This is a genomic window from Curtobacterium sp. MCBA15_004 (assembly GCF_001865055.2).
GTDB lineage: Bacteria > Actinomycetota > Actinomycetes > Actinomycetales > Microbacteriaceae > Curtobacterium.
The window spans coordinates 2,895,750-2,917,659 of record NZ_CP126266.1 but is presented as its reverse complement, the minus strand read 5'-3'; the positions used below and the strand labels follow the sequence as shown (position 1 = coordinate 2,917,659).

General features: G+C 73.2%; 21 protein-coding genes. 16 read left to right on the top strand and 5 right to left on the bottom strand.

What is annotated here, in order from left to right; all coding sequences use genetic code 11:
• Window positions 1-36 precede the first annotated feature (36 nt).
• On the bottom strand, window positions 37-1,653 hold the full coding sequence (locus tag QOL16_RS13710) for an MFS transporter (protein WP_305410979.1): 1,617 nt from the start codon (window positions 1,651-1,653) through the stop codon (window positions 37-39).
• A 77-nt stretch (window positions 1,654-1,730) separates the two neighbouring features.
• On the opposite strand from QOL16_RS13710, the gene QOL16_RS13705 reads away from it, so the two are divergent.
• Complete coding sequence (locus tag QOL16_RS13705) at window positions 1,731-2,390, top strand: TetR/AcrR family transcriptional regulator (RefSeq protein WP_175473825.1); 660 nt, start codon at window positions 1,731-1,733, stop codon at window positions 2,388-2,390.
• A gap of 174 nt (window positions 2,391-2,564) precedes the next feature.
• On the opposite strand, the gene QOL16_RS13700 is transcribed toward QOL16_RS13705, so the two are convergent.
• Window positions 2,565-4,196 (bottom strand): dolichyl-phosphate-mannose--protein mannosyltransferase, encoded by a 1,632-nt coding sequence (locus tag QOL16_RS13700; RefSeq protein WP_065962614.1) that lies wholly within the window; start codon window positions 4,194-4,196, stop codon window positions 2,565-2,567.
• Between the two features lie 54 nt (window positions 4,197-4,250).
• Between QOL16_RS13700 and rsmI the strand changes: the two genes are divergently transcribed.
• The 6 genes from rsmI to QOL16_RS13670 all read left to right on the top strand — a co-directional run bounded on the left by rsmI (window position 4,251) and on the right by QOL16_RS13670 (window position 9,738).
• Window positions 4,251-5,072, top strand: coding sequence for a 16S rRNA (cytidine(1402)-2'-O)-methyltransferase (gene rsmI, locus QOL16_RS13695; protein WP_065962613.1), 822 nt, complete (start codon window positions 4,251-4,253; stop codon window positions 5,070-5,072).
• Between the two features lie 152 nt (window positions 5,073-5,224).
• Window positions 5,225-6,808, top strand: coding sequence for a methionine--tRNA ligase (metG, locus tag QOL16_RS13690; protein WP_071246710.1), 1,584 nt, complete (start codon window positions 5,225-5,227; stop codon window positions 6,806-6,808).
• A complete protein-coding gene (locus QOL16_RS13685) occupies window positions 6,805-7,743 on the top strand; it encodes a TatD family hydrolase (RefSeq protein WP_175473029.1) in 939 nt (312 codons plus the stop codon). Before metG ends, QOL16_RS13685 begins: the two co-directional genes overlap by 4 nt.
• A gap of 2 nt (window positions 7,744-7,745) precedes the next feature.
• Window positions 7,746-8,594, top strand: coding sequence for a 16S rRNA (adenine(1518)-N(6)/adenine(1519)-N(6))-dimethyltransferase RsmA (gene rsmA, locus QOL16_RS13680; protein ID WP_065962611.1), 849 nt, complete (start codon window positions 7,746-7,748; stop codon window positions 8,592-8,594).
• A gap of 409 nt (window positions 8,595-9,003) precedes the next feature.
• Window positions 9,004-9,219 carry a hypothetical protein gene (locus tag QOL16_RS13675; protein WP_071246681.1) on the top strand — a complete coding sequence of 72 codons (216 nt, stop codon included), beginning with the start codon at window positions 9,004-9,006 and terminating at the stop codon, window positions 9,217-9,219.
• Window positions 9,220-9,225: 6 nt separating this feature from the next.
• On the top strand, window positions 9,226-9,738 hold the full coding sequence (locus QOL16_RS13670) for a hypothetical protein (RefSeq protein WP_065962608.1): 513 nt from the start codon (window positions 9,226-9,228) through the stop codon (window positions 9,736-9,738).
• Between the two features lie 246 nt (window positions 9,739-9,984).
• On the opposite strand, the gene QOL16_RS13665 is transcribed toward QOL16_RS13670, so the two are convergent.
• The gene (locus QOL16_RS13665; RefSeq protein ID WP_071282232.1) at window positions 9,985-10,722 is read right to left on the bottom strand and encodes an SDR family oxidoreductase; all 738 of its coding nucleotides are present in this window, start codon (window positions 10,720-10,722) and stop codon (window positions 9,985-9,987) included.
• 101 nt (window positions 10,723-10,823) lie between these two features.
• Between QOL16_RS13665 and QOL16_RS13660 the strand changes: the two genes are divergently transcribed.
• Window positions 10,824-11,678, top strand: a complete 855-nt coding sequence (locus tag QOL16_RS13660; RefSeq protein ID WP_065962605.1) for a helix-turn-helix transcriptional regulator — start codon at window positions 10,824-10,826, stop codon at window positions 11,676-11,678.
• Window positions 11,679-11,816: 138 nt separating this feature from the next.
• Here the strand turns inward: QOL16_RS13660 and QOL16_RS13655 are convergent, their stop codons facing one another.
• Window positions 11,817-12,530: a DUF3800 domain-containing protein gene (locus QOL16_RS13655; protein ID WP_071282230.1), complete on the bottom strand. Its 714-nt coding sequence runs from the start codon at window positions 12,528-12,530 to the stop codon at window positions 11,817-11,819.
• 96 nt (window positions 12,531-12,626) lie between these two features.
• Between QOL16_RS13655 and QOL16_RS13650 the strand changes: the two genes are divergently transcribed.
• From QOL16_RS13650 to QOL16_RS13640, 3 genes are all read left to right on the top strand, one after another.
• The gene (locus tag QOL16_RS13650; protein ID WP_071282228.1) at window positions 12,627-13,655 is read left to right on the top strand and encodes a RimK family alpha-L-glutamate ligase; all 1,029 of its coding nucleotides are present in this window, start codon (window positions 12,627-12,629) and stop codon (window positions 13,653-13,655) included.
• A 139-nt stretch (window positions 13,656-13,794) separates the two neighbouring features.
• Entirely contained in the window at window positions 13,795-14,823 is a 1,029-nt protein-coding gene (locus QOL16_RS13645) for an LLM class flavin-dependent oxidoreductase (RefSeq protein ID WP_071282225.1), read from the top strand.
• 71 nt (window positions 14,824-14,894) lie between these two features.
• A complete protein-coding gene (locus QOL16_RS13640; protein WP_065962598.1) occupies window positions 14,895-15,830 on the top strand; it encodes a 4-(cytidine 5'-diphospho)-2-C-methyl-D-erythritol kinase in 936 nt (311 codons plus the stop codon).
• A 29-nt stretch (window positions 15,831-15,859) separates the two neighbouring features.
• Here the strand turns inward: QOL16_RS13640 and QOL16_RS13635 are convergent, their stop codons facing one another.
• Window positions 15,860-17,488, bottom strand: a complete 1,629-nt coding sequence (locus QOL16_RS13635) for a glycosyltransferase family 39 protein (protein ID WP_071282223.1) — start codon at window positions 17,486-17,488, stop codon at window positions 15,860-15,862.
• A 90-nt stretch (window positions 17,489-17,578) separates the two neighbouring features.
• Here QOL16_RS13635 and QOL16_RS13630 point away from each other — a divergent pair, with 90 nt between their 5' ends.
• The 5 genes from QOL16_RS13630 (at window position 17,579) to QOL16_RS13610 (ending at window position 21,909) form a co-directional block, all read left to right on the top strand.
• Window positions 17,579-17,992 (top strand): molybdopterin-binding protein, encoded by a 414-nt coding sequence (locus QOL16_RS13630; RefSeq protein ID WP_071282221.1) that lies wholly within the window; start codon window positions 17,579-17,581, stop codon window positions 17,990-17,992.
• On the top strand, window positions 17,989-19,083 hold the full coding sequence (locus tag QOL16_RS13625; protein ID WP_083394865.1) for a HesA/MoeB/ThiF family protein: 1,095 nt from the start codon (window positions 17,989-17,991) through the stop codon (window positions 19,081-19,083). The genes QOL16_RS13630 and QOL16_RS13625 overlap by 4 nt, the downstream gene beginning before the upstream one ends.
• A gap of 137 nt (window positions 19,084-19,220) precedes the next feature.
• Complete coding sequence (modA, locus tag QOL16_RS13620; RefSeq protein ID WP_071282219.1) at window positions 19,221-20,039, top strand: molybdate ABC transporter substrate-binding protein; 819 nt, start codon at window positions 19,221-19,223, stop codon at window positions 20,037-20,039.
• A 71-nt stretch (window positions 20,040-20,110) separates the two neighbouring features.
• A complete protein-coding gene (locus tag QOL16_RS13615) occupies window positions 20,111-20,887 on the top strand; it encodes an ABC transporter permease (protein ID WP_071282375.1) in 777 nt (258 codons plus the stop codon).
• Window positions 20,884-21,909: an ABC transporter ATP-binding protein gene (locus tag QOL16_RS13610; RefSeq protein ID WP_071282217.1), complete on the top strand. Its 1,026-nt coding sequence runs from the start codon at window positions 20,884-20,886 to the stop codon at window positions 21,907-21,909. The genes QOL16_RS13615 and QOL16_RS13610 overlap by 4 nt, the downstream gene beginning before the upstream one ends.
• The last annotated feature ends 1 nt before the right edge of the window (window position 21,910 follow it).

Here is a 21,910-nt window from a genome sequence, read left to right as displayed (position 1 = left end):
GGGGATGCCGCTGGTGCGCCCGCTGCGGGGATGCCGCTAGTGCGCTGCCGCGGGGATGCTGCCCGTGGCGGTCGACGCCGCGTGCTCGAGCTTCGCGAGCCGCACCGACTGCCGGTTGATGAGCAGCCCGCCGGCGAGGGCGACGAGCACGAGCACGCCCGCCGAGATCGCGAACGCGGCGTGGTACCCGTCGAGCACCGCCTGCGCCTGCTGCAGCTTGCTCGGGGCGCCCTGCAGCCCGGACAGGCTGTTCGAGACGACGTCGGCGAAGATCGTCGACAGCAGCGCCGTCCCGATCGAGCCGCCGACCTGCTGCGCGGTGTTGACGGTCGCCGAGGCCACACCGGCGTCGGCGCGGGCCACCCCGGTGGTCGCGGTGTTCATCGCGGACGAGAAGATCGTGCCCATGCCGAGACCGATGACGATCAGCGCCGGCAGGACGGTGCCCGCGTAGGTGCTGTCCAGGTCGGTGCGGAGCAGGAGCAGCAGGCCCGTCGCCGCCACGAGGCCACCGGCGAACACCAGCACCTTGGGGCCGACGCGGGGCAGGAGCCGCCCACCGATCTGCGTCGAGGAGAGCATGATCGACGCCGGCATCGGCAGGAACGCCAGGCCCGTCTGGAGCGAGGTGAAGCCCAGGGTCTGCTCGAGGTAGTAGGTCAGGAACAGGAAGATCCCGAACATGCCGATCGCCACGAGGCCGATGGCGAGGAACGAGCCGCCGCGGTCGCGGTCGAGCACGACCCGGAGCGGCAGGAGCGGGTGTGCGACGCGGGTCTCGATGAACACGAACGCGGCGACGAGTACGACGCCCGCGGCGAGCATGACGATCGTGACGGGAGCGTCCCAGCCGTTCGACTCGGCGTTCGAGAACCCGTAGACGATCCCGACCAGGCCGGCCGTGATCGTGAGCACCCCGGCGACGTCGATGCGCGGGCGGTCCACCTTGGGCGGACGGGCCATGAACACGAGCGCACCGATCACGCCGAGGACGGCGAACACGACGTTCACGTAGAGGCACCAGCGCCACGAGGCGTACTCGGTGAGGACACCGCCGAGCAGCAGGCCGATGGCGGCACCGGACCCGGCGATCGACCCGAAGATGCCGAACGCACGACCGCGTTCCTTCGGGTCACGGAAGGTCGTCGTGAGCATGCCGAGGGCCGACGGTGCGAGCAGGGCACCGAACACGCCCTGCAGTGCGCGGGCCGCGACGAGCAGCCCGAACGAGTCGGCGAGGCCGCCGAGCACGGACGCGACCGCGAAGCCGACCAGGCCGATGATGAAGGTGTTCTTGCGCCCGAACAGGTCGCCGAGGCGGCCGCCGAGCAGCAGGAGCGACCCGAACGCGAGCGAGTAGGCGGTGACGATCCACTGCCGCTGGTCGGTCGCGAAGCCGAGGTCGGCCTGCGCCGAGGGCAGTGCGATGTTCACGATGGTGGCGTCGAGGACGACCATGAGCTGGGCGAGGGCGATCACCGCGAGGGCGATCCACCGGTGCTGCGGCTGGCCGTCAGCGGAGCCGGCGCTCCGGGAAGGTGCGGGGGCCGACCCGGTCGGGGTCGGCGCGGTCTGTTCTGCCGTCACGGCAGCCTCCTTCGAGAAGGTGGAGGGGGAGGTGGTCTGGTGGACCGGGAAACGGATGCGCGGCATCCGCTTCGGAACACTGTAGACCAAAACGGAGCGACCGCATCCACTTGTTCCCAGAAAGTTCCGTTACGTTCATGGCCATGAGCACCACCGACCACGCGCACGACGTCGAGCGCCCCCTGCGCGCCGACGCCGCACGCAACCGCGAGCTCATCCTGCAGACCGCGCGTCGGTGCTTCGCGGAGCGCGGGATCTCGGTCACCCTGAACGACATCGCGCACGAGGCCGGCGTCGGCGTCGGCACCGTCTACCGGCGCTTCGCCGACAAGGACTCCCTGATCGAGGCACTGCTCGCCGCCAAGTTCGAGGCCCTCAACGAGGCCGCTGCCCGGGCCGCCGCCGAGTCCGACCCGCGTGAGGCCCTCCGCGTGTACCTGATGGGCGTCTTCGCCTTCCGGGCCCGGGACCGCGCGCTCGCCGACGCGATCGTCCGCGCGGGCAAGGGGCGCCCGTCGATCGCCCGCGAGCGCGACCGGCTCGAGGACCAGGTCGACCGCATCATCCGCCGCGCGAAGGACGCCGGGGTGGTGCGCGCCGGGTTCGACTACCGCGACCTGCCGATGCTCACGACCATGCTCGGTGCCGTGGCGGACGCCACCCGCGACGCCGACCCCGAGGCGTGGCAGCGCTACGCGCAGGTCCTCGTCGACGGGGTCATGCCGCCGAGCACGCCGGACGACATGGTCGGGACGCCGCTCGACCGGGGCGCGCTCGAGCGCGCGATGCAGCCGACCGTCTGACGGACGTGCGGCGCGCGCCCGTCACGTGACCGGCGACCGGCCGGGAGGCGCGGGGCAGGCCCGCCCCGCGCCTCCCGGCCGTCCCCTGGTCGCGACGCGACCGGGCGCCGACCGGCGTCCGCCGGTCGCGACGCAGTGCTCCGACCGGCGAACACGGTCGCGACGCGACGCGCGCTACAACCAGCTCGGCACCCAGTAGTGCGAGCGGATGAAGTCCCACGGCACCTGCATCCCGGTCCACATCGGGTACCAGTACGCCGACGCCAGGACGACGACCACCAGGTACACCCCGATCCAGACCAGTGCCCGCGTGCGGCGCGGCCGCGGGTCGTCCCGCGACCCGGCCACCAGCCCGATCGCCGCCGCGAGCGCCATCACCATGAAGGGCTCGAAGGCCACCGTGTAGAACTGGAACACCGTGCGGTCGGTGTACAGCAGCCAGGGCAGGTAGCCGCCCGCGACGCCGATCAGGACGAAGCCGTACTCCCAGCGGCGGCGCAGCACGAAGAGCACCAGGAGCGCCACGGTCGCGATCACCGCCGCGTACCAGACGAACGGGTTCGCGATCCCGGTGATGGCCTCGCCGCAGCGGGTGGACGCGCAGCCGTCCTGCCCGGCGTCCGTCCCGACGTAGTACATCGACGTGGGCCGCTGCATGACGAGCCAGAGCAGCGGGTTCGCCTGGTACGAGTGCGGCGTGTGCAACCCGATGTTGAAGCCGTAGATCTCGGACTGGTAGTGCCACCAGTTCTGGAACGAGTCCGGGACCCACGCCAGCACGCCCGTCCAGCGCTGTCCGCCGGAGCCGATCCAGTCACGGTCCCAGCCCGCCCGCGACAGGAACCACCCGGTCCACGACGCCAGGTAGGTGACGGCGGCGACCGGCACCGTGAGCAGGAACGTCACGGGCGCCTGCTGCAGGAAGGCGCTCGACGACCAGAACGCGATGCCGGCCCGGCGGCGCATCATCATCTCGACCAGCACCGAGTACAGCGCGAAGAACGCCAGGAAGTACAGGCCCGACCACTTCGTCGCCGAGGCGAGCCCGAGCGCGATCCCGGTCGCCAGGAGCCACGGCCGCCACACGAGCACCGGGCCCCAGAGCAGTTCGCGTCCTGCCTCCCGACGCCGGGCGACCCAGGCGTCCAGCCGTCGCTGGGCCCACCGGCGGTCGAGCAGCAGCGCTCCCGCACCGAGCACCACGAAGAACGTGACGATGCCGTCGAGCAGGGTGACGCGACTGAGCACGATGGCCTGCCCGTCGACCGCGAGCAGGAAACCGGCCAGGGTGCCGATCGCGGTGGACCGGAAGAGCGAGCGGGCGATGAGCGCGGTCAGCAGGACCGTGGCGGTGCCGAGCACGGCGACCGTGATGCGCCAGCCGAAGGAGCTGTCCGCCCCGAACAGCAGCATGCCCAGGCCGATCAGGTACTTGCCGAGCGGCGGGTGCGCGACGAACTCGGCCGCCTTCGTGAACAGGTCGGTCTCGCCGGCGGCGAAGCGCTGGTCGGTCGTCGTGGCGCCCTCGCCGCTCGGGTTCGCCGGCCAGGTGCCCTCGTACCCGAGGTGCACGATCGACCAGCCGTCCTTGACGTAGTACGTCTCGTCGAACACGAGCGAGTGCGGGTGACCGAGCCCGACGAGGCGCAGGACCGCCGCGAGGAGCGTGACCGCGAGCGGCCCGGTCCACCGCCAGACCGCGACCCGGCGCGAGGTCGACAGGACCCGGCCCCACCAGTCGTCGATGCGGGAGCCGACCGGCCCGGCGGGCGTGGTCGTCGGGTCGTCGGTCAGCTCCGTGGTCATCGCAGTGCATCCTACGGATCGACCCCACGACGGACCTGCCACCACAATGGGGAGGTGATCGTCCTCGCAGCAACGCCCATCGGGAACCTCGGCGACGCGTCGCGCCGACTCGTCGAGACCCTGTCGAACGCGACCGTCGTGGCGGCGGAGGACACCAGGACCGCCGTGCACCTCATGCGCGCGCTCGGCATCGAGAACCGGCCGCGGCTCATCGCCCTGCACGAGCACAACGAGCGCGCCCGCGCCGCGGAGGTCGTCGAACTCGCGCGCGACGAGGACGTGGTCGTGCTCACCGACGCGGGCATGCCGGCGATCAGCGACCCCGGGTTCCCGCTCGTCGAGGCCGCCGCTGCCGCCGGGGTGACGGTCACCGCGCTGCCGGGGCCGTCGGCCGTGCTGATGGCGCTCGCGGTGTCCGGACTGCCGACCGACCGCTTCACCTTCGAGGGGTTCCCGACGCGCAAGGCGGGGGAGCGGCGTCGCGCGTTCGAGGCGCTCGCCGGGGAGCAGCGGACCATGGTGTTCTTCGAGTCGCCGCACCGGCTCGCCGACACGCTGACCGACATGGCGGCCGGGTTCGGGGCCACGCGCCGGGCGGTCGTCTGCCGCGAGCTCACGAAGCTCTACGAGGAGGTCCGGCGCGACTCGCTCGAGGCGCTCGCGGCGTGGGCCGCCGACGGCGTGCGGGGCGAGATCTGCATCGTCGTCGCGGGCGCCTCGGGCTCGGTCGACGAGGTCTCGCTCGAGGACGGCGTCCGGCTCGTCCTGGAACGCGTCGCCGCGGGCACGCGCATGAAGGAGGCGTCGGCCGCGGTCGCGGACGCGACCGGGCTCTCGAAGCGCGACCTGTACGAGGGCGCGCTCGCCGCGCGCTAGTCGCGACCACGGCCGGTCTGGAGGCACGGTGCGGGCCCGCCCCGCGCCTCCCGTCCGCCGGTCCACAGGCGGCGCGCGGGGCGCGACGTGTTCTCCACAGGTGGTGCGCGGGGCGCGTCACGCGGCATGCGGCCGCCCGTAGGATGGTCCGCATGTCCGCCGGGTCCTCGTTCAGCATCACCACGCCGATCTTCTACGTGAACGACGTGCCCCACATCGGGCACGCCTACACCGAGGTCGCCGCGGACGTCCTCGCACGCTGGCACCGGCAGCGGGGCGACGACGCCTGGCTGCTGACCGGCACCGACGAGCACGGGCAGAAGATCCTGCGCACCGCCTCGGCGAACGACGTCACGCCGCAGGAGTGGGCGGACCGGCTCGTGAACGACGCGTGGAAGCCGCTGCTCGACACCGTCGACGTGGCGAACGACGACTTCATCCGCACGACCGACGAGCGCCACGAGCGCGGCGTCACCGCGTTCCTGCAGAAGCTGTACGACGACGGCTACATCTACGCCGGCGAGTTCGAGGGCTTCTACTGCGTGGGCTGCGAGGAGTACAAGCAGCCGAGCGACCTCGTCCCCGGCACCGGCGCGTACGAGGGCCAGCAGGTCTGCGCCATCCACTCGATCCCGGTCGAGGTCCTGGCCGAGCGCAACTACTTCTTCCGGATGAGCGACTTCGAGCAGCGCCTGCTCGACCTGTACGAGTCGAACCCGCTGTTCATCCAGCCCGAGAGCGTCCGCAACGAGATCACCGCGTTCGTGAAGCAGGGCCTGCGCGACCTGTCGATCTCGCGGTCGAGCTTCGACTGGGGCATCCCGATCCCGTGGGACCGGGACCACGTGCTGTACGTGTGGTTCGACGCGCTGCTGAACTACGTCACCGCCCTCGGGTACGGCTCCGACGACGACGAGGCGTTCCGGCGTCTGTGGCCGAGCGTGCACATCGTCGGCAAGGACATCGCGCGGTTCCACGCCGTCATCTGGCCGGCGATGCTCATGGCGGCGGGGCTGCCCGTGCCCGAGCGGGTCTTCGGCCACGGCTGGCTGCTCGTCGGCGGCGAGAAGATGTCGAAGTCGAAGCTCACCGGCATCGCCCCGTCCGAGATCACCGACACGTTCGGGTCCGACGCGTTCCGCTACTACTTCCTCCGCGCGATCACCTTCGGGCAGGACGGCAACTTCAGCTGGGAGGACATCTCCGCCCGGTACGCGGCCGACCTCGCGAACGGGTTCGGCAACCTGGCCTCGCGGCTCGTCGCGATGCTGCAGAAGTACTTCGACGGTGCGGTCCCCGAACGCGGCGAGCTGACCGACTCCGACCGTGCGATCGACGCCCTCGCGGTGTCCGTCACCGAGCGCGCCGACCAGGCGATCCAGGCGTTCGCGCCGCAGGACGCCATCGCCGCCGTCTGGGAGCTCGTCGACGCCCTGAACGGGTACATCACCGAGCAGGAGCCGTGGGCACTGGCCAAGGACGAGTCGGCGCGCGAGCGGCTCGGCACCGTGCTGACCACCGCGCTGCGCGGCCTCGGCACCGTGAACGTCCTCGTGTCGCCCGTCATGCCGAAGGCCACCGAGAAGCTCTGGGCCGCGATCGGTGCCGGTGGGTCCGTGGCGGAGCAGCGGGTCGACCGTGCCTGGGAGTGGCAGGGTGCCGAGACCGTCGTGCCGCTCGAGAGCGGACTGTTCCCGCGGATCGAGCAGCCGGCGACCGAGCAGGGCGCGGCGTGACCGACGCGGCGGACGCCTCGCACGTCCGGGCCCGTGGCGACGGCTCGTCGGGCGGGTCGAAGCGCGACCTGAGCTACCCGCCGCTGCCGCAGGCGCTCGTCGTCCCGGTCTACGACAACCACACGCACATGGAGATCGCCGACGGCGTCGGTGACGGCGGTGACGGTCCGCTCGACTACCGCGAGCACCTCGACCGTGCGTCGAGCGTCGGGGTCCGCGGTGTCGTGCAGGTCGGGACCGACCTGGCGACCTCGGAGTGGTCCGCGCAGATCGCCGCCCGCGAGCCCCGTGTGCTCGCCGCGGTCGCGCTGCACCCGAACGAGGCACCCGTCCTCGACGAACAGGGGCTGCTCGCCGAGCACCTGGCCGGCATCGAGCGGCTCGCGGCGCTGCCCCGGGTGCGCGCGATCGGCGAGACCGGACTCGACTTCTTCCGGACGGGCGAGGACGGCCGTGCCGCCCAGGTGCGCTCGTTCGAGGAGCACATCCGGATCGCCAAGGAGCACGACCTCGCGCTGACGATCCACGACCGCGACGCGCACGACGCCGTGGTCGAGGTCCTCGACCGTGTCGGCGCCCCCGAGAAGACCGTGTTCCACTGCTTCTCGGGCGGGCCTGACCTGGCTCGCCTGTGCGCCGAGCGCGGCTGGTACATGTCGTTCGCCGGCACCGTGACGTTCAAGAACGCCGAGCTGCTCCGCGACGCCCTGCGGGTCGCGCCGCGGCACCTCGTGATGATCGAGACCGACGCGCCGTTCCTCACGCCCACGCCGTACCGCGGCCGGCCGAACGCGCCGTACCTGATCCCGCACACGCTGCGGTCGATGGCCGAGACGCTCGGTACCGACGCCTCGATGCTCGCCGCGCAGATCGCGTCGAACACCGAGCTCGTGTACGGCGCGTGGGACGCCGAACCCGTCACGGTGGACGAGTAGCCGTGGGCGCCCTGCTCGGCCCCGCGGAGATCCGCGACCTGGCCGCCAAGCTCGACGTCACGCCCACCAAGAAGCTCGGGCAGAACTTCGTCCACGACGCCAACACCGTGCGCCGCATCGTCGCCGCGGGTCGGGTCACGGCCGATGCCCGCGTGCTGGAGATCGGCCCGGGGCTCGGGTCGTTGACGCTCGGGCTCACCGAGACCGGCGCTCCCGTCACCGCCGTCGAGATCGACGGTCGCCTCGCCGCGCAACTGCCGGACACCGTCGCTGCCATGCAGCCCGACGCACGCCTGCGGGTCGTGCACCAGGACGCGCTGACCGTCACGGTCGACGACGTGCCCGAGGCACCCACGCACGTGGTGGCGAACCTGCCGTACAACGTGTCCGTGCCGGTGCTCCTGCACCTGCTCGCGACCTTCCCGTCGATCGAGCGGATCCTCGTGATGGTCCAGGCCGAGGTCGGGTACCGGATCGCCGCGGGACCGGGCAGCAAGGTCTACGGGGCGCCGAGCGTCAAGGCCGCCTGGTACGGCTCCTGGTCCACCGCCGGCCAGATCAGCCGCCAGGTGTTCTGGCCGGTGCCGAACGTCGACAGCGTGCTCGTCGGGTTCGACCGGCACGACCAGCCGGGCGACGAGACGCTGCGCGCGCAGGTGTTCGCCCTGGTCGACGGAGCGTTCCAGCAGCGCCGGAAGATGCTGCGGCAGAGCCTGTCCGGTGTGCTCGGCAGCAGTGCCCGGGCGTCCGAGCTGCTCACCGCCGCCGGCATCGACTCCACGGCTCGGGGTGAGGCGCTCGCGCCGGAGGACTTCGTCCGACTCGGTCGGACGGTGCTCGCCGCGTCCTGACCGGCCCGCACGACCCGGTCCGGCCGCGGGGCGCTCTCCGCGTCCTGACCGGCCCGCACGACCCGGTCGGGCGGTGCTCGCCGCGTCCTGACCGGCCCGTGCGCCCCGGTCCGGCCGCGGGGCGCTCTCCGCGCGGCGCGGTGCGCTCCTGCGCTCGCGGAGCCCCCGGTACCCGCGCCCCCGGCGCCGTGGTCCCGGCGCCGTGGTCCCGCCGTGGCGCGACGTGCTCCCGCACAACGAGAAGCACGTCGCACCACGGAAACCCGTGGTGCGACGTGCTTCCTCTTGTGCGAAGGCTCGGAGGCCCGGCGTCCCGTTGGCACGGAGACCTGGAGTCACGAATACAACATGTTCGTGGTTCAGGAACGACGCTGGGTACGGTCGCTCCACCTCATCGAAAGGAGCACCCATGACGACGACCGACCCTGCCCTGGCCGCGTCCCGCCGCACAAGGCCGACCAGTACGCGGGTCTTCTCGCGCGAGGAGATCGACGCCATCACGGCGCGGACGCCCGCGCCCGTCGGCACGCCAGAGGAGCGCCGGGCCCGCCTGCACCGAGCGCTCAACACCTTCGCGTCGGACAGGGAGTTCACGCCGACCTCTCGGCTCCTCCGCCGAGGATGATCACGGATGCCGTCGTTCGACGACCCGGGCGCGCGTGGCGTGCTCGCGTTCGAGCAGTACGTCGACGTGCCGCGCAGGGTCGTCCTCGACTCCTGGTTCCTCCGACGGGCGATCGACACGACCGTCTGCGGGCACAGTGCGCCGGCGGCGTTCCTGCAGCGGTTGGACCTCATGGCGACCGATTGCTTCTACAACGGCCTCTCCGAGCTGGAGATGATCGAGTCCGCCTACTCGATGGGACGACGCGGGTTGCTCGTCGAGTGGGAGACGGTCAAGTCGACGACACGCGTGCACTGGGTGGGGGTGGACGAGGTCGCTGACGACGTCGAGGCGCTGGTGGACCGGTACGGTCTGACGGCGAGCGGTGCGATCCAGGTCGCCACGACAGTCGCGGTCGACGCAGACGCGCTCGTCAGCGTCGATCCGGGCCTGGGTGTCGTCGACGCCGGGACGCTGCCCCTGCTCGTGGACGCCGACAACGTCGACGCCGCACGACGTCATCGCGGACGGTCGAGCTGAACCGTGCTCACCGGGATGCGGGGTCACCGGCGTCCGTGCTCGTCGAGCTGTGCTCCCACGCCGCCGTGGCGCGACGTGCTCCCGAACTACGAGAAGCACGTCGCACCACGGAATTCCTTGGTGCGAGGTGCTTTCCCTTGTGCGAAGGCGCGCCCGCCCGTCGCCCGTCGCCCGTCGCCCGTCGCCCAGCGCGGCGCCCGCCCGTCGCCCGTCGCCCAGCGCGGCGCCCGACGCGCGCCCGCGGCCTCAGTGCCCGCGGCCGGCCATCGCCTCGAGGATCTGCCGGTGCGTCCCGTCACGCTCGGCCCACCGCAGCGGCTGCACGTTCTCGACCAGGACCTCGTCGGCCCCCGAGGCCAGCAGCGTCATGACCTCGTCCGCGAAGACGTCGAGCGGCATCCCGCCGAAGTCCTGCCCGCCCATCAGGTCGGTCTCGACGGCGGGCGGCGCGAGCTCGACGACCGCGACGTCCGATCCGACGAGCTGCTGCCGGAGCGCCTGCGTGTAGGAGTGCACCGCGGCCTTGGTCGCGCTGTAGGTGGGGGTGGCGGTCAGCGGCACGAACGCCAGGCCGGAGGAGACCGTGACGACGGTCGCGGTCGGTCGGGTGAGCAGGTGCGGCAGGAACGCGTCGATGAGGCGGATGGTGCCGAGCAGGTTCGTCTCGATCGTCGCGACGGCGTCGTCGATGTGCCCGGGGTCGCGCAGGTCCTCGTTGCGCATGATGCCCGACATGGTCACGAGGGTGTCGAGGTCGGGGTGGCGTCCGAGCACGGCGGACGCGGCCTCGCGGACGGACGCGGCGTCGGCGACGTCGACCGCCACGGTGTCGAAGCCGTGCTCGGCGGCCAGGGCGTCGAGCCGGTCCTGCCGACGGCCGCCGATGACGACGGTGCTGCCGGCGGCCTGCAGGCGCTGGGCGAGGGCGAGCCCGATGCCGGAGGTGGCGCCGGGGATGAAGACGGTGCTGTTCGTGGTGTCCATGCGCTCCAGCGTGCTCCGCCGCACGGGCGGCCACCAGGGCGCGCGCATCGGGGGACCGGCGATCCCTGGCTCGACCGTGGCCCAGGCGGCACGATGGGCACATGGACCGTCCCGCCCTCGCCGACTTCCTCCGACGCCGCCGCGAGACGCTCCGCCCGGACGACGTCGGACTCGGCACCGGGCCCCGTCGGCGCACGCCCGGCCTCCGCCGTGAGGAGGTCGCCGCACTCGCCGGCATGAGCGTCGACTACTACACCCGGCTCGAGCAGCAGCGCGGCCCCCAGCCCTCCGAGCAGATGGTCGCGGCGATCGCCCGGGCGCTCCGGTGCAGCCTCGACGAACGGGACCACCTGTTCCACCTCGCCGGTCACACCGCCCCGGTCCGGATGCACCGTAGCGACCACGTCGACCCGGCGATCCTGCGGGTGCTCGACCGCCTCGAGGACACCCCGGCGATCGTCGTCAGCCTGCTCGGCGAGACGCTCGTCGAGAACCGGTTGGCGACCGCCCTCCTCGGCACCTCGGTCGGCCTGCCCGGCAACGAGCGCTACCAGGCGTGGCGCTGGTTCGTGACGGGGACGGAGCTCGCGAAGTACGCCCCCGAGCAGCACGACCGGCTCGGGCGCGTCGTGGTGGCGTCGCTGCGCGCAGCGGTCGGCCTCGCGGGTCCGGGCGACCGCCGCGCCACCGAACTGATCGCGGACCTGCTCGACCGGAGCCCCGCCTTCCGCGAGCTCTGGGAGCGGCACGAGGTCGCGACCCGGTGGTCGGACAACAAGACGATCGTGCAGCCGGAGCTCGGGCGCATCACCGTCGACTGCCAGGTCCTGCACACCGACGACCAGGCACAGGCCCTGCTCCTGTTCACCGCGCCCCCGGGCAGCGAGGACGCTCAGAAGCTCGAACTCCTCGGCGTCCTCGGCACCCAGCAGTTCGGCTCCGAACCGGCGCGGTAGGACTGCAGCACGTCGCCGAGCGTCGTGGGGAGCCGGTGATATGATGGAGGAGCAGGACGCTGCAGAGCCTCCCGCACCCAGCCAACGCCCCGCCATCGGCGGGGCGTTGTGTCGTTCGGGATCAGGATCATCCCGGTCTCACGGTGCCCAGACGTAGTCCACGATCGTGATCCGTTCGAGGATCGCCACGATCTTCGCGACTGCTGCGGCCGCCCGCTCGTCCTTCTCGACAACTGTTCGTGAGCGGTTCATGAAGTAGGTCGCCAGGTCTGCTCCCTGCAGCATGCGACTCTCGTGCGAGGGGCCGAAGTAGATCGTGTCCGCGATCCGGGTGAGCGGCTTCTTCGTGTAGCCGGGAACGCTCTCGACCTTGAAACTCCGGAGGCTCCGGCGAGCGCCCGCCGCCGAGTGGTGTTCGTCTGCGAGCACGAGACCGAGACCGTCGCTGCGGTCCAGCGAGCCCAGCCGCTCGTGCACGCACTCGAGCAGCTGGGCGAGAGTGAGGAGGTGCGGAGGGAATGCGCGTGAGCCGTAGCGGCGGCGGTGGGCCTGCAGGTCGATGCCGCGGAGGACGTACGAGGCCGAGGACCGCGCCAGGACCTTCGCAGCCAGGGTGCACGCCTTGACCCGCCACCCGACGGGGACTCCCTTCCACGGACCCTCGCCGTGGAACATCTCCACTCCGTGGAACTCCCCATCCGGCTCGAAGCCTCCGACATGTGCGGCCACCAGTCGGCCGATGTCGTCGAACCCCCGCTCGATGGACCTGATCGCGTCGGCGTCGGCGACGAGCGCGCCGAAGAAGTAGAAGTCGTCATCCCTCGCTGATTCGTCGATGAAGATGAGGCGCACCACGCAACCGTACTGATGTTCCAGAACATCACCGGCCGAAGCAACGGCGCGTCACACTCCTGGCACCGCCCGACCACCCGTGCCTAGGGTGGGGCGGTGAGCACTCCGCGCGTGTACGTCATCCACGAGAACCCCGAGTGGTTCCCGCCGCTCGCCGCCGCCTTCGCAGCCGAGGGCGTCCCGGTCCAGGAGGTCCTGCTGACCGAGGGCCGGATCGACCTCGGCGCCGATCCGGAGCCGGGCGTGTACTGGAGCCGGATGTCGGCGAGCAGCCACACCCGCGGTCACGAGCACAGCAAGGAGTACACCCGCGCGGTCCTCGGCTGGCTCGAGCGGGCCGGTCGCACGGTCGTCGGCGGCAGCCACGTCCTCGAGCTCGAGGTCTCCAAGGTCGCCCAGCACGGACTCCTGCGGGCCGCCGGCTTCGACGTGCCGCGCACCACGGCCGTGTTCGGCACCGAGCAGCTCTCGGCGGCCGCTCGGGACTTCACCGGCGGGCAGGACGTCCCGTTCATCACGAAGCACAACCAGGGCGGCAAGGGCCTCGGGGTCCGCCGCTTCGACTCGCTCGCCGAGTTCGACGCGTACGTCGGCAGCCCCGAGTTCGAGGCGCCCGTCGACGGCATCACCCTGCTGCAGGAGTACCTCACCGCGCGCGAGCCGTTCATCACGCGTGCCGAGTTCGTCGGCGGCGAGTTCGTCTACGCCGTCCGTGTCGACACGAGCGCCGGCAGCTTCGAGCTCTGCCCGGCCGACGCCTGCGCCGTACCGTCCGGAGCGGACACCCCCCAGGTCATCGCCGGAGCCGTCTGCGACGTGCCCGGCACCGGGACCGAGACCGGGACGCCCGGCGCACCCCCGGCCTTCAGCCTCCGGGACGAGGTCACCGCCGAGCACCCGCTCGTGCAGCGCCTGCGCACGTTCCTCGCCGAGCAGGGCATCGCGATCGCCGGTGTCGAGTTCATGGAGACCACCGACGGCCGCACCGTCGTGTACGACATCAACACGAACACGAACTACAACCCCGCCGTCGAGGCGGTCGCGCCGGTCTCCGGCCCGCGCGCGATCGCGCGCTTCACCGGCGCGCTCCTCGAGCGCGAGTACGCGGCCGCGACCCCCGCCTGAGGCGGCACCACCCACCGGACGGGAGGCGCGGCGCGGCCCTGCACCGCGCCTCCCGTCCGTCCCACCACCGGCCGGGAGGCGCGGGTCGGGCCCGCCCCGCGCCTCCCGGCCGTCACTCCCCACCAGCAAGGAACCACTCGTGCGATTCGGATACTGGACCCCGCTCTTCGGCGGCTGGCTGCGCAACGTCGAGGACGAGGCGATGCCCGTCACGTTCGACTACGTGAAGCGGCTCGCGCAGCGCGCCGAGCGCATCGGCTTCGACCTGACGCTCGTGCCGGAGCTCAACCTCAACGACATCAAGGGGACGGCGGCGCCGAGCCTCGAGGCGTGGGCCCTCGCGGCGGCGCTCGCGGCGACGACCGAGCGCCTGGAGATCATGGCGGCGATGCGCCCCGGCTACCACCTGCCGGCCGTGACGGCGAAGCAGGCGGCCACGATCGACGAGATCTCGTGCGGGCGGTTCACGTTCAACGTGGTGAGCGCCTGGTGGGCCGAGGAGGCACGGCAGTACGGCGGCATCTTCTCGGAGCACGACGACCGGTACGCGCGCACCGAGGAGTTCGTCGCGATCCTCAAGGGACTGTGGGCGGAGACGCCGTTCTCGTTCTCGGGGGAGTACTACGACGTGCAGAACGCGCACCTCGAGCCGAAGCCCCGCGTCACGCCGCGCATCTACGCGGGCGGCGAGAGCGAGGCGGGCAAGGGCGCGATCACCCGCTTCGCCGACGCGTACCTGACGCACGGCGGCACGGTCGACGACCTCCGGACGAAGATCGCCGAGATGCGACGTCGGCGCGAGGAGGCCGGGGCCGCGCCGTTCGAGGCGTTCGGCATGGCCGCGTACGTCATCGTGCGCGAGACCGAGGCGGAGGCGCAGGCCGAGCTCGCGCGGATCACCGACGTGCAGCACGGGAAGGCGTACGAGTCGTACCAGGACTTCATCTCGAAGTCGCAGCTCGAGCACGTGCCCTCGCTCGAGGACTACTCGGTGTCGAACCGTGGCCTGCGTCCCGGGTTCGTCGGGACGCCGCAGCAGGTGGCCGACCGGATCCGCGCGTTCGAGGACGCCGGGGTCGACACGCTCCTGCTGCAGTTCTCGCCGCAGGCCGAGGAGATGGAGCGCTTCGGCGAGCAGGTCATCCCGTTGGTGCGGCCGACCGTCTGAGTCGCGGGCGTGCGCGGTCCGGCGGCGCAGCGTGCGACGGCGGTCCGTCGTCGGGAGGATAGGTTGGTGCCATGACCACGCCGGCCGCTCCGACCCGCGTACGGGTACGCGCCCCCGGCAAGATCAACGTGTACCTGTCCGTCGGGGCGCTGCAGGACGACGGGTACCACGACGTCGCCACCGCGTACCAGGCGGTCTCGCTGTACGAGGACGTCACCGCCGAGCACGCCGATGACTTCTCGGTGCGGTTCACCGGCCCGATCGACACGAGCGGGGTGCCGACCGACGAGTCGAACCTCGCGATCCGGGCGGCCCGCATGGTCGCCGACGCGTCCGGACACCGCGGCGGGGTGCGGCTGACGATCGACAAGCAGGTCCCGGTCGCCGGGGGCATGGGCGGCGGGTCGGCCGACGCGGCTGCGACCCTGCTCGCCGTCGACACGCTCTGGGGCACCGCGCTCGGGCGCGACCAGCTGCTCGGTCTCGCGGCCCGGCTCGGCGCCGACGTGCCCTTCGCCTTCGCGGGCGGGACCGCGGTCGGCACCGGCCGCGGCGACGAGCTGAGCCCGGCGCTCGCCAAGGGGGAGTTCCACTGGGTGCTCGCGCTCAGCGACTCCGGGCTGTCCACGCCGGCGGTCTACCGCGCGCTGGACGCCCACCGCGAGCGGTACCGGGCGGACATCGCGCCCGCGCCGACGACCCCGGTGGTCGAGGCCCACGTGCTGCAGGCGCTGCGGGCGGGCGACCCGGGCCTCCTCGCGGACTGCCTGCACAACGACCTGCAGGCCCCCGCGATGCGGCTGCAGCCGGCCCTGGCGGCGACGCTCGAGGTCGGCGAGAAGGCCGGCGCGCTCGCGGGCATCGTGTCCGGGAGCGGGCCGACGGTGGCGTTCCTGGTCGCCGACCGGGACACCGCGCTCGAGGTGCAGGTCGAACTGAGCGCCGCCGGGTTCGTGGCGCTGCGGGCGACCGGGCCGGTGCACGGCGCGCGCGTCGTCCACCAGTGACGACGGCGCCCGGGCACTGACGGCGGGGGTCAGCCCTTGACGTACTCCGTCAGCACGACGCGGCCGGTCTTCCAGTGCTGCTCAGCGTGGAAGCCGTGCTCCGCCAGGACCGCGGCGGTCTCCGGCTCGATGTTCCGCGCCTTCGGGGTCCCGCCGACGAACCACACGGTGTCGATCTCGCCGAGTCGCTCGGGGATCGTCGTGGCGAGGTCGCCGTTCTGGTTCCACAGCACCCCGGTCTCGGCGCCGATCTTGCGCGCGCCGAGGTCGGTCATGCCGGTGAACGCCCACGGGTAGGAGATCCGGATGATGTCGGCCGTGGTGCCGGGGTGGCCGTAGACGCTGCCGAACACGACGCCCTCGTTCGCACCCGCACGCCCGGCACGCTCCGCGGAGACGATCGAGGCGGCGTTCGCCCAGGTCGAGTCCTGCTTGGCGCGGGGCATCTTGACGGCGCTCGCGGTCGGGATGCTCAGCACGAGGCACACGGCCAGCGCGGCGCCGAGCAGTGCCTTGGGCCGCACGAGCGTGATGGCGAGGGCGATGAGGAGCGCGACGAACGGCAGGCTCAGCGACGCGTACTTCGGCGTGTACAGGTGCTTGCCGAACGCGGTCGCCAGGAGCAGCACCGCGGTGGGCAGCACCACGAGGGGGAGGGCGACCCGGACGGCCTGGGCACGCAGGAGCGCGCGCACCGAGGGCGAGCGGCGGTGCATCTGGACCGCCGCGGCGACGACACCGACGACCATCAGGGCCCACGCGACGGCCGCGTACAGGTCCGAGCCACCGAACCAGGCGGTCGCGAAGACCTGCGGGATCGTCCGCTCGCTGATCGGGCCGATCCACCCGACCTGCTTCGACTGCGCGGTGATCTCGAGCACGAGCGGCGAGACGGCCACGGCGGCGATGCCCGCGGCCACCGCCCAGCGCACCACGACGTCGCGGGTGACGAGCGGTGCCGGGCCACGGCCGGAGCGGCGCTCGGCGAGCATGGTCCAGCCCAGCGCGACGGCGTGCGCGACGACGGCGAGGGCGAGGTACGCGTTGAAGGTGACCGCGACGAGCGCCACGGCGCCGTAGGCGATCCACCAGCGCAGGCTCCGACCGGTGCGGGTCCGTCGGACGGCGGTGAGGCCGACGAGGGTCAGGCAGACGGCGAGCGTCGTGACGGTGGCGTAGGGGCGACCCTCGGAGCCGGCCCACTGGACGCGGGGGAGGGCGATGAAGACCAGGCCGGCCGTGATGCCGAGCCGTCTACCGCCCAGACGACGGCCGAGTGCGACGACCAGCCCCGCCGCGACCCCGATCGCCAGGGCGCTCGGGAAGCGGAGGGTGAACGGGGTGTACCCGACGAGCCAGAACCAGGCGTGGATCATCGCGTAGTACAGACCGTGCACCGCGTCGACGGAGTGCAGTTCGGCCCAGAGCTGCGGCCAGCTGCGCTGCGCGCTCGTGACGGTCGCGGCCTCGTCGTACCAGAGCGAGGGCACCCAGGCGAAGGCCGCGGCGACGAGGACGCCGAACGCCCCGATCGTCAGCTCGGGGGTGCGGACGAGGGCGAGTCCGACGGCCGCCGAACCGGTGCGCAGGCGCGACCGGACCGGCGCGACGCCCGCGGACGCGGGGACGCGGATGCTACCGGTCTGTGGTGTGCTCACGCTCAGGACGCTAGCGGGGTCGGCTGGACGGCTGCCCGGTACCGGACCGGTCTGCGTGAGAGTTCGCCATGCCGTAGGGTCGCGTCCACCATGACGACACTCCGCATCCGCGACGCCGCACGGTACCTCGGCGTCAGCGACGACACCGTCCGCCGCCTGGTGGAGTCCGGCGCACTGCCCCGTGCCGAGGACGCCGCGGGGCGCACGGTCGTCGCGGGCAGCGACCTCGCCGCGTACGTGCGGGGGCGGGACGCCGGGTTGGACGACCCGTCGGGCGTCCGCAGCTCCGCCCGGAACCGGTTCGTGGGGATCGTGACGGACCTGGTCGTGGACGGTCTGGTCGCGCAGGTCGAGCTGCAGGCCGGGTCGAACCGCGTCGTGTCCCTGATGACCGCCGAGGCGGTGCGCGACCTCGGGCTCGAGGTCGGGTCGGTCGCCGTGGCCTCGGTCAAGGCGACGATGGTGACCGTCGAGGTCCCGGGCGACACGGAGGTCGGTCGGTGACCACCGACGGCGCCGACGCCCTCGCGGCCCGGGACGCGCGGCGTGCGGTGACGTCCCGCACGGCGGTGCTCCCCGGCGCGGGCCCGTCCGCGCTCGACGCCCTCGCCGCAGCGCGGGTCCTGGTCGTCGGTGCCGGCGGCCTCGGCTCGCCCGTGCTCACCCTGCTCGCCGGCGCCGGCCTCGGGCGGATCACGATCGTCGACCACGACGTCGTCGACGCGTCGAACCTGGCGCGGCAGACCCTGTTCTCGCTGGCGGACGTGGACCGCCCGAAGGCCGAGGTCGCCGCCGCACGGGTCCGCGGGGTCGACCCGGTCGTCGAGGTCGTCCCGCTCGCCGAGCACTTCCGCCCCGAGCACGTGACCGGGCACGACGTCGTGGTCGACGCGGCCGACAGCGTCGAGGTCACCCGGGCGGTGTCCGACGCCTGCGCCCGTGCGGGGGTCCCGTTCGTGTGGGGCACGGTCCTCGGCTACGACGGCCAGGTCTCGGTCTTCCACGACGCCGCACCGGAGCCGGTCGACTTCCACGACCTGCACCCCGACGCACTGCCCGACGAGGGGTCCTGCGCGCGGGACGGCGTGCTGCCCGCGCTCTGCGGTGCCGTGGGTTCCGTGATGGCGGCGCAGGTGACGGCCCTGGTCGCGGGACTCGGTGAACCGCTGCTCGGCCGCGTGCTCACGGTGGACGCCCGACGCTGGCGGTGGACCGAGAGCCCGCTGCGGCGCGGACCGGGGTCGCGGCGCCCGGAGGCGTCGGCGCTGCCGGAGCCGGCACGGGTGTCGCCGGCCGGACTGGCCGCGTGGCTGGACGACCCGGCGCGGCGGGTGGTGCTCGTCGACGTCCGCACCGAGGAGGAGCTGGCGACCGGGATCGTCCCCGGCTCCGTGCGACCGACCGACCTCGACCCGGCCGCCGGGACCGCTGCGGGGGACCCGACGCTCGTGGTCGTGTGCGCCAGCGGCGGTCGGGCCACCGCGTGGGCCCGGGCGGCGGCGGACGTGGGACGGGACGCTGTGGTCCTCGACGGCGGCATCACGGCCTGGCGGCACGAGGGACGTCCGACCACCGACCGGTCCGCGTCCGACTGAACGAGCGGCGGGTGGTCGGCACCCCCGGCGACCGCGCGCCCGTGGAGCACCACGACGACCGCGCGACCGTGGAGCACCACGACGACCGCTCGCCCATGGAACACCACGACGACCGCACCTGCGGCTAGGATCGCCCCGTGAAGCCGCTCCTGCGTGTCGCCGTCCTCGTCGCCGTGGCGTCGCTCGCCGTCGCCGGCTGCTCGACCCAGGCCGCGACGACCGGCGGCAGCGCACGGACCGCGGACCCCGCCGGCCCCACTCCGTCCACCGGCCCCACGGGCACGATCACCGTGCTCGCCGCCGCCTCGCTGCAGCGCACCTTCACGACCCTCGGCGAGCGGTACGAGCAGGCGCACCCCGGCACCACGGTGCAGTTCTCGTTCGCCGGGTCGAGCGACCTCGTCACGCAGGTCCGCAACGGCGCGCCCGCCGACGTCGTCGCGACCGCCGACGAGGCCACGTTCCGGAAGCTGTCGGCGGGGGACCTCGCCGACGGCTGGCCGCAGGACTTCGCCACGAACACGCTCGAGATCGCCGTCGCCCCCGGCAACCCGCTCCGCATCCACGACCTCCGCGACCTGACCGCCCGGGACGTCCAGCTCGTCACGTGCGCCGCCCCGGTGCCCTGCGGTGCCGCGACGGCCGCGGTCGAGCGGGCCTCCGGGGTCGACCTGCACCCGGTCAGCGAGGAGCAATCCGTGACCGACGTCCTCGGCAAGATCGAGTCCGGGCAGGCCGACGCCGGGCTCGTCTACGTGACCGACGTCCGCGGTGCCGCGGGCAGGGTCGACGGCGTGCGGTTCGCCGCGGCGGCGAAGGTCGTCAACACGTACCCGATCGCGGTGCTCGACGACGCGGCCGACCCGGCCCTCGCGGCGTCCTTCGCCGCGTACGTCCGTTCCGACGCCGGCCGCCGGGTCCTCACCGACGCCGGCTTCGGCACCCCGGCCCGGTGACGGCGCAGGACGGCGGCCCGACGACGGGCCGGGACCAGCGCCAGCGCCGCCGCCGCACCACCCGCCCCCGCCTGCCCGTCCCGTGGTGGCTCCCCGTCCCCGCGGCCCTCGGCGGCCTGTTCGTCGTCGTCCCCGTCCTCGCGATGGTCGGCCGCGTCGACTGGGGTTCGTTCGTCGCACTCGTCACCTCGCCCGCGTCCACCACGGCGCTCGGGCTGTCCCTCGGCACCGCCGCCGCGACCACGGGCATCGCGTTCGTGCTCGGCTACCCCTTGGCCGTCCTGTTCTCCCGCTCGACGGCCCGGTGGGTCGGGGTCCTCCGCGCCCTCGTGCTCCTGCCGCTCGTGCTCCCGCCGGTGGTCGGCGGCCTCGCCCTCCTCGCGGCGTTCGGGCGGCTCGGCCTGCTCGGCGCGTTCCTCGACGAGCACGGACTCCGCATCGCGTTCACCACGACGGCCGTCGTGATGGCGCAGGTGTTCGTGTCGATGCCCTTCCTCGTGTCGAGCGTCGAGGGTGCCCTGCGCGTCGGTGGCGACCGGTACGAGCGGGTCGCGGCGACGCTCGGCGCCGGACCGACCCGCACGTTCCTCACCGTGACGACCCCGCGCGTCCTGCCGGGCATCGTCTCCGGCCTGGTGCTGTGCGGCGCGAGGGCACTCGGTGAGTTCGGCGCCACGCTCACCTTCGCGGGCAGCCTGCAGGGCGTGACGCGGACCCTCCCGCTCGAGGTCTACCTGCAGCGCGAGGTCGACCCGGACACCGCGGTCGCGCTCGCCCTGGTGCTCGTGGTCGTCGCGGTCGTCGTCATCGGGGTCACGTCGCTGCGCACCCGGGCGGTGGTCGCGTGACCTCGCCGGCAGCGGGACTCCACGCCCGCGTCGTCGACCCGTCCCGCGGCGTCGACGTCACCGTCACGGTCGGCCCCGACGAGTGCGTCGCGCTCGTCGGTCCGAACGGCGCCGGCAAGTCCACGGTCGTCGAGACCGTCGCCGGGCTCCTCCGCGGCACGGACAGCACGGTCCACCTCGACGGTCGCGACCTCGCCCGGCTCCCCGCGCACCGCCGCCGCACCGGCCTCGTCGCGCAGCGGGCCGACCTCTTCCCGCACTTGTCCGTCACCGACAACGTCGCCTTCGGTCCGCGCGCTGCCGGGGCGGGCGGACGGGAGGCGCGGCACCGGGCCGCCACGGCCCTCGCGCTGGTCGGCGTGGCCGGGCTGGGCGCCCGGGCGCCGGCGACGCTCTCCGGCGGGCAGGCCCAGCGCGTCGCGATCGCCCGGGCCCTCGCCACCGACCCCGCGGTCCTGCTCCTCGACGAGCCGACCTCGGCGCTCGACCTCGACGCCCGCGCGGCCGTCCGCGAGGCCCTCGCCACCGCACGGACCGGCCGGCCGACGCTCCTCGTCACGCACGACCCGCTCGAGGCCGTCGCGCTCGCCGACCGCGTCGTGGTGCTGCAGGACGGCCGCGTCGTCGAGCAGGGGCCGGTCGAGGCGGTGCTCCGGCACCCGCGGACGCCGTTCGCGGCGTCCTTCTCCGGGCTCGCGCTCGTCCGCGGGACCGCCACCGCGGCGGGGATCGCACTCGACGGCGGGGGCGAGCTGGCGTCGTCGACCCGCACCGTGCCTCCCGGCCGACCCGTCGTGGCCGCGCTGCACCCGACGGCCGTCCGCGTGGGCCGGGACGGCACCGGGCCGGGACGCACCGTGACCGCGCTCGAGCCGCGGGACGGCCTCGTGCGCGTGCGCACCGCCGACCTCGTGGCGGACGTGACGGTCGCGACGGCTGCCGCACTCGGCCTGGCTCCGGGCGTCACCGTCCGGATGACGGTCGCACCGGACGAGGTCGCGGTGTACGAACCGGCGGGCTGAG

Excerpts from the sequence above, each read along its gene's own strand:
- QOL16_RS13710 (WP_305410979.1), bottom strand. The coding sequence starts at position 1,653 with ATGCCGCGCATCCGTTTCCCGGTCCACCAGACCACCTCCCCCTCCACC.
- QOL16_RS13705 (WP_175473825.1), top strand. The coding sequence starts at position 1,731 with ATGAGCACCACCGACCACGCGCACGACGTCGAGCGCCCCCTGCGCGCC.
- QOL16_RS13700 (WP_065962614.1), bottom strand. The coding sequence starts at position 4,196 with ATGACCACGGAGCTGACCGACGACCCGACGACCACGCCCGCCGGGCCG.
- metG (WP_071246710.1), top strand. The coding sequence starts at position 5,225 with ATGTCCGCCGGGTCCTCGTTCAGCATCACCACGCCGATCTTCTACGTG.
- QOL16_RS13675 (WP_071246681.1), top strand. The coding sequence starts at position 9,004 with ATGACGACGACCGACCCTGCCCTGGCCGCGTCCCGCCGCACAAGGCCG.
- QOL16_RS13670 (WP_065962608.1), top strand. The coding sequence starts at position 9,226 with ATGCCGTCGTTCGACGACCCGGGCGCGCGTGGCGTGCTCGCGTTCGAG.
- QOL16_RS13665 (WP_071282232.1), bottom strand. The coding sequence starts at position 10,722 with ATGGACACCACGAACAGCACCGTCTTCATCCCCGGCGCCACCTCCGGC.
- QOL16_RS13660 (WP_065962605.1), top strand. The coding sequence starts at position 10,824 with ATGGACCGTCCCGCCCTCGCCGACTTCCTCCGACGCCGCCGCGAGACG.
- QOL16_RS13640 (WP_065962598.1), top strand. The coding sequence starts at position 14,895 with ATGACCACGCCGGCCGCTCCGACCCGCGTACGGGTACGCGCCCCCGGC.
- QOL16_RS13630 (WP_071282221.1), top strand. The coding sequence starts at position 17,579 with ATGACGACACTCCGCATCCGCGACGCCGCACGGTACCTCGGCGTCAGC.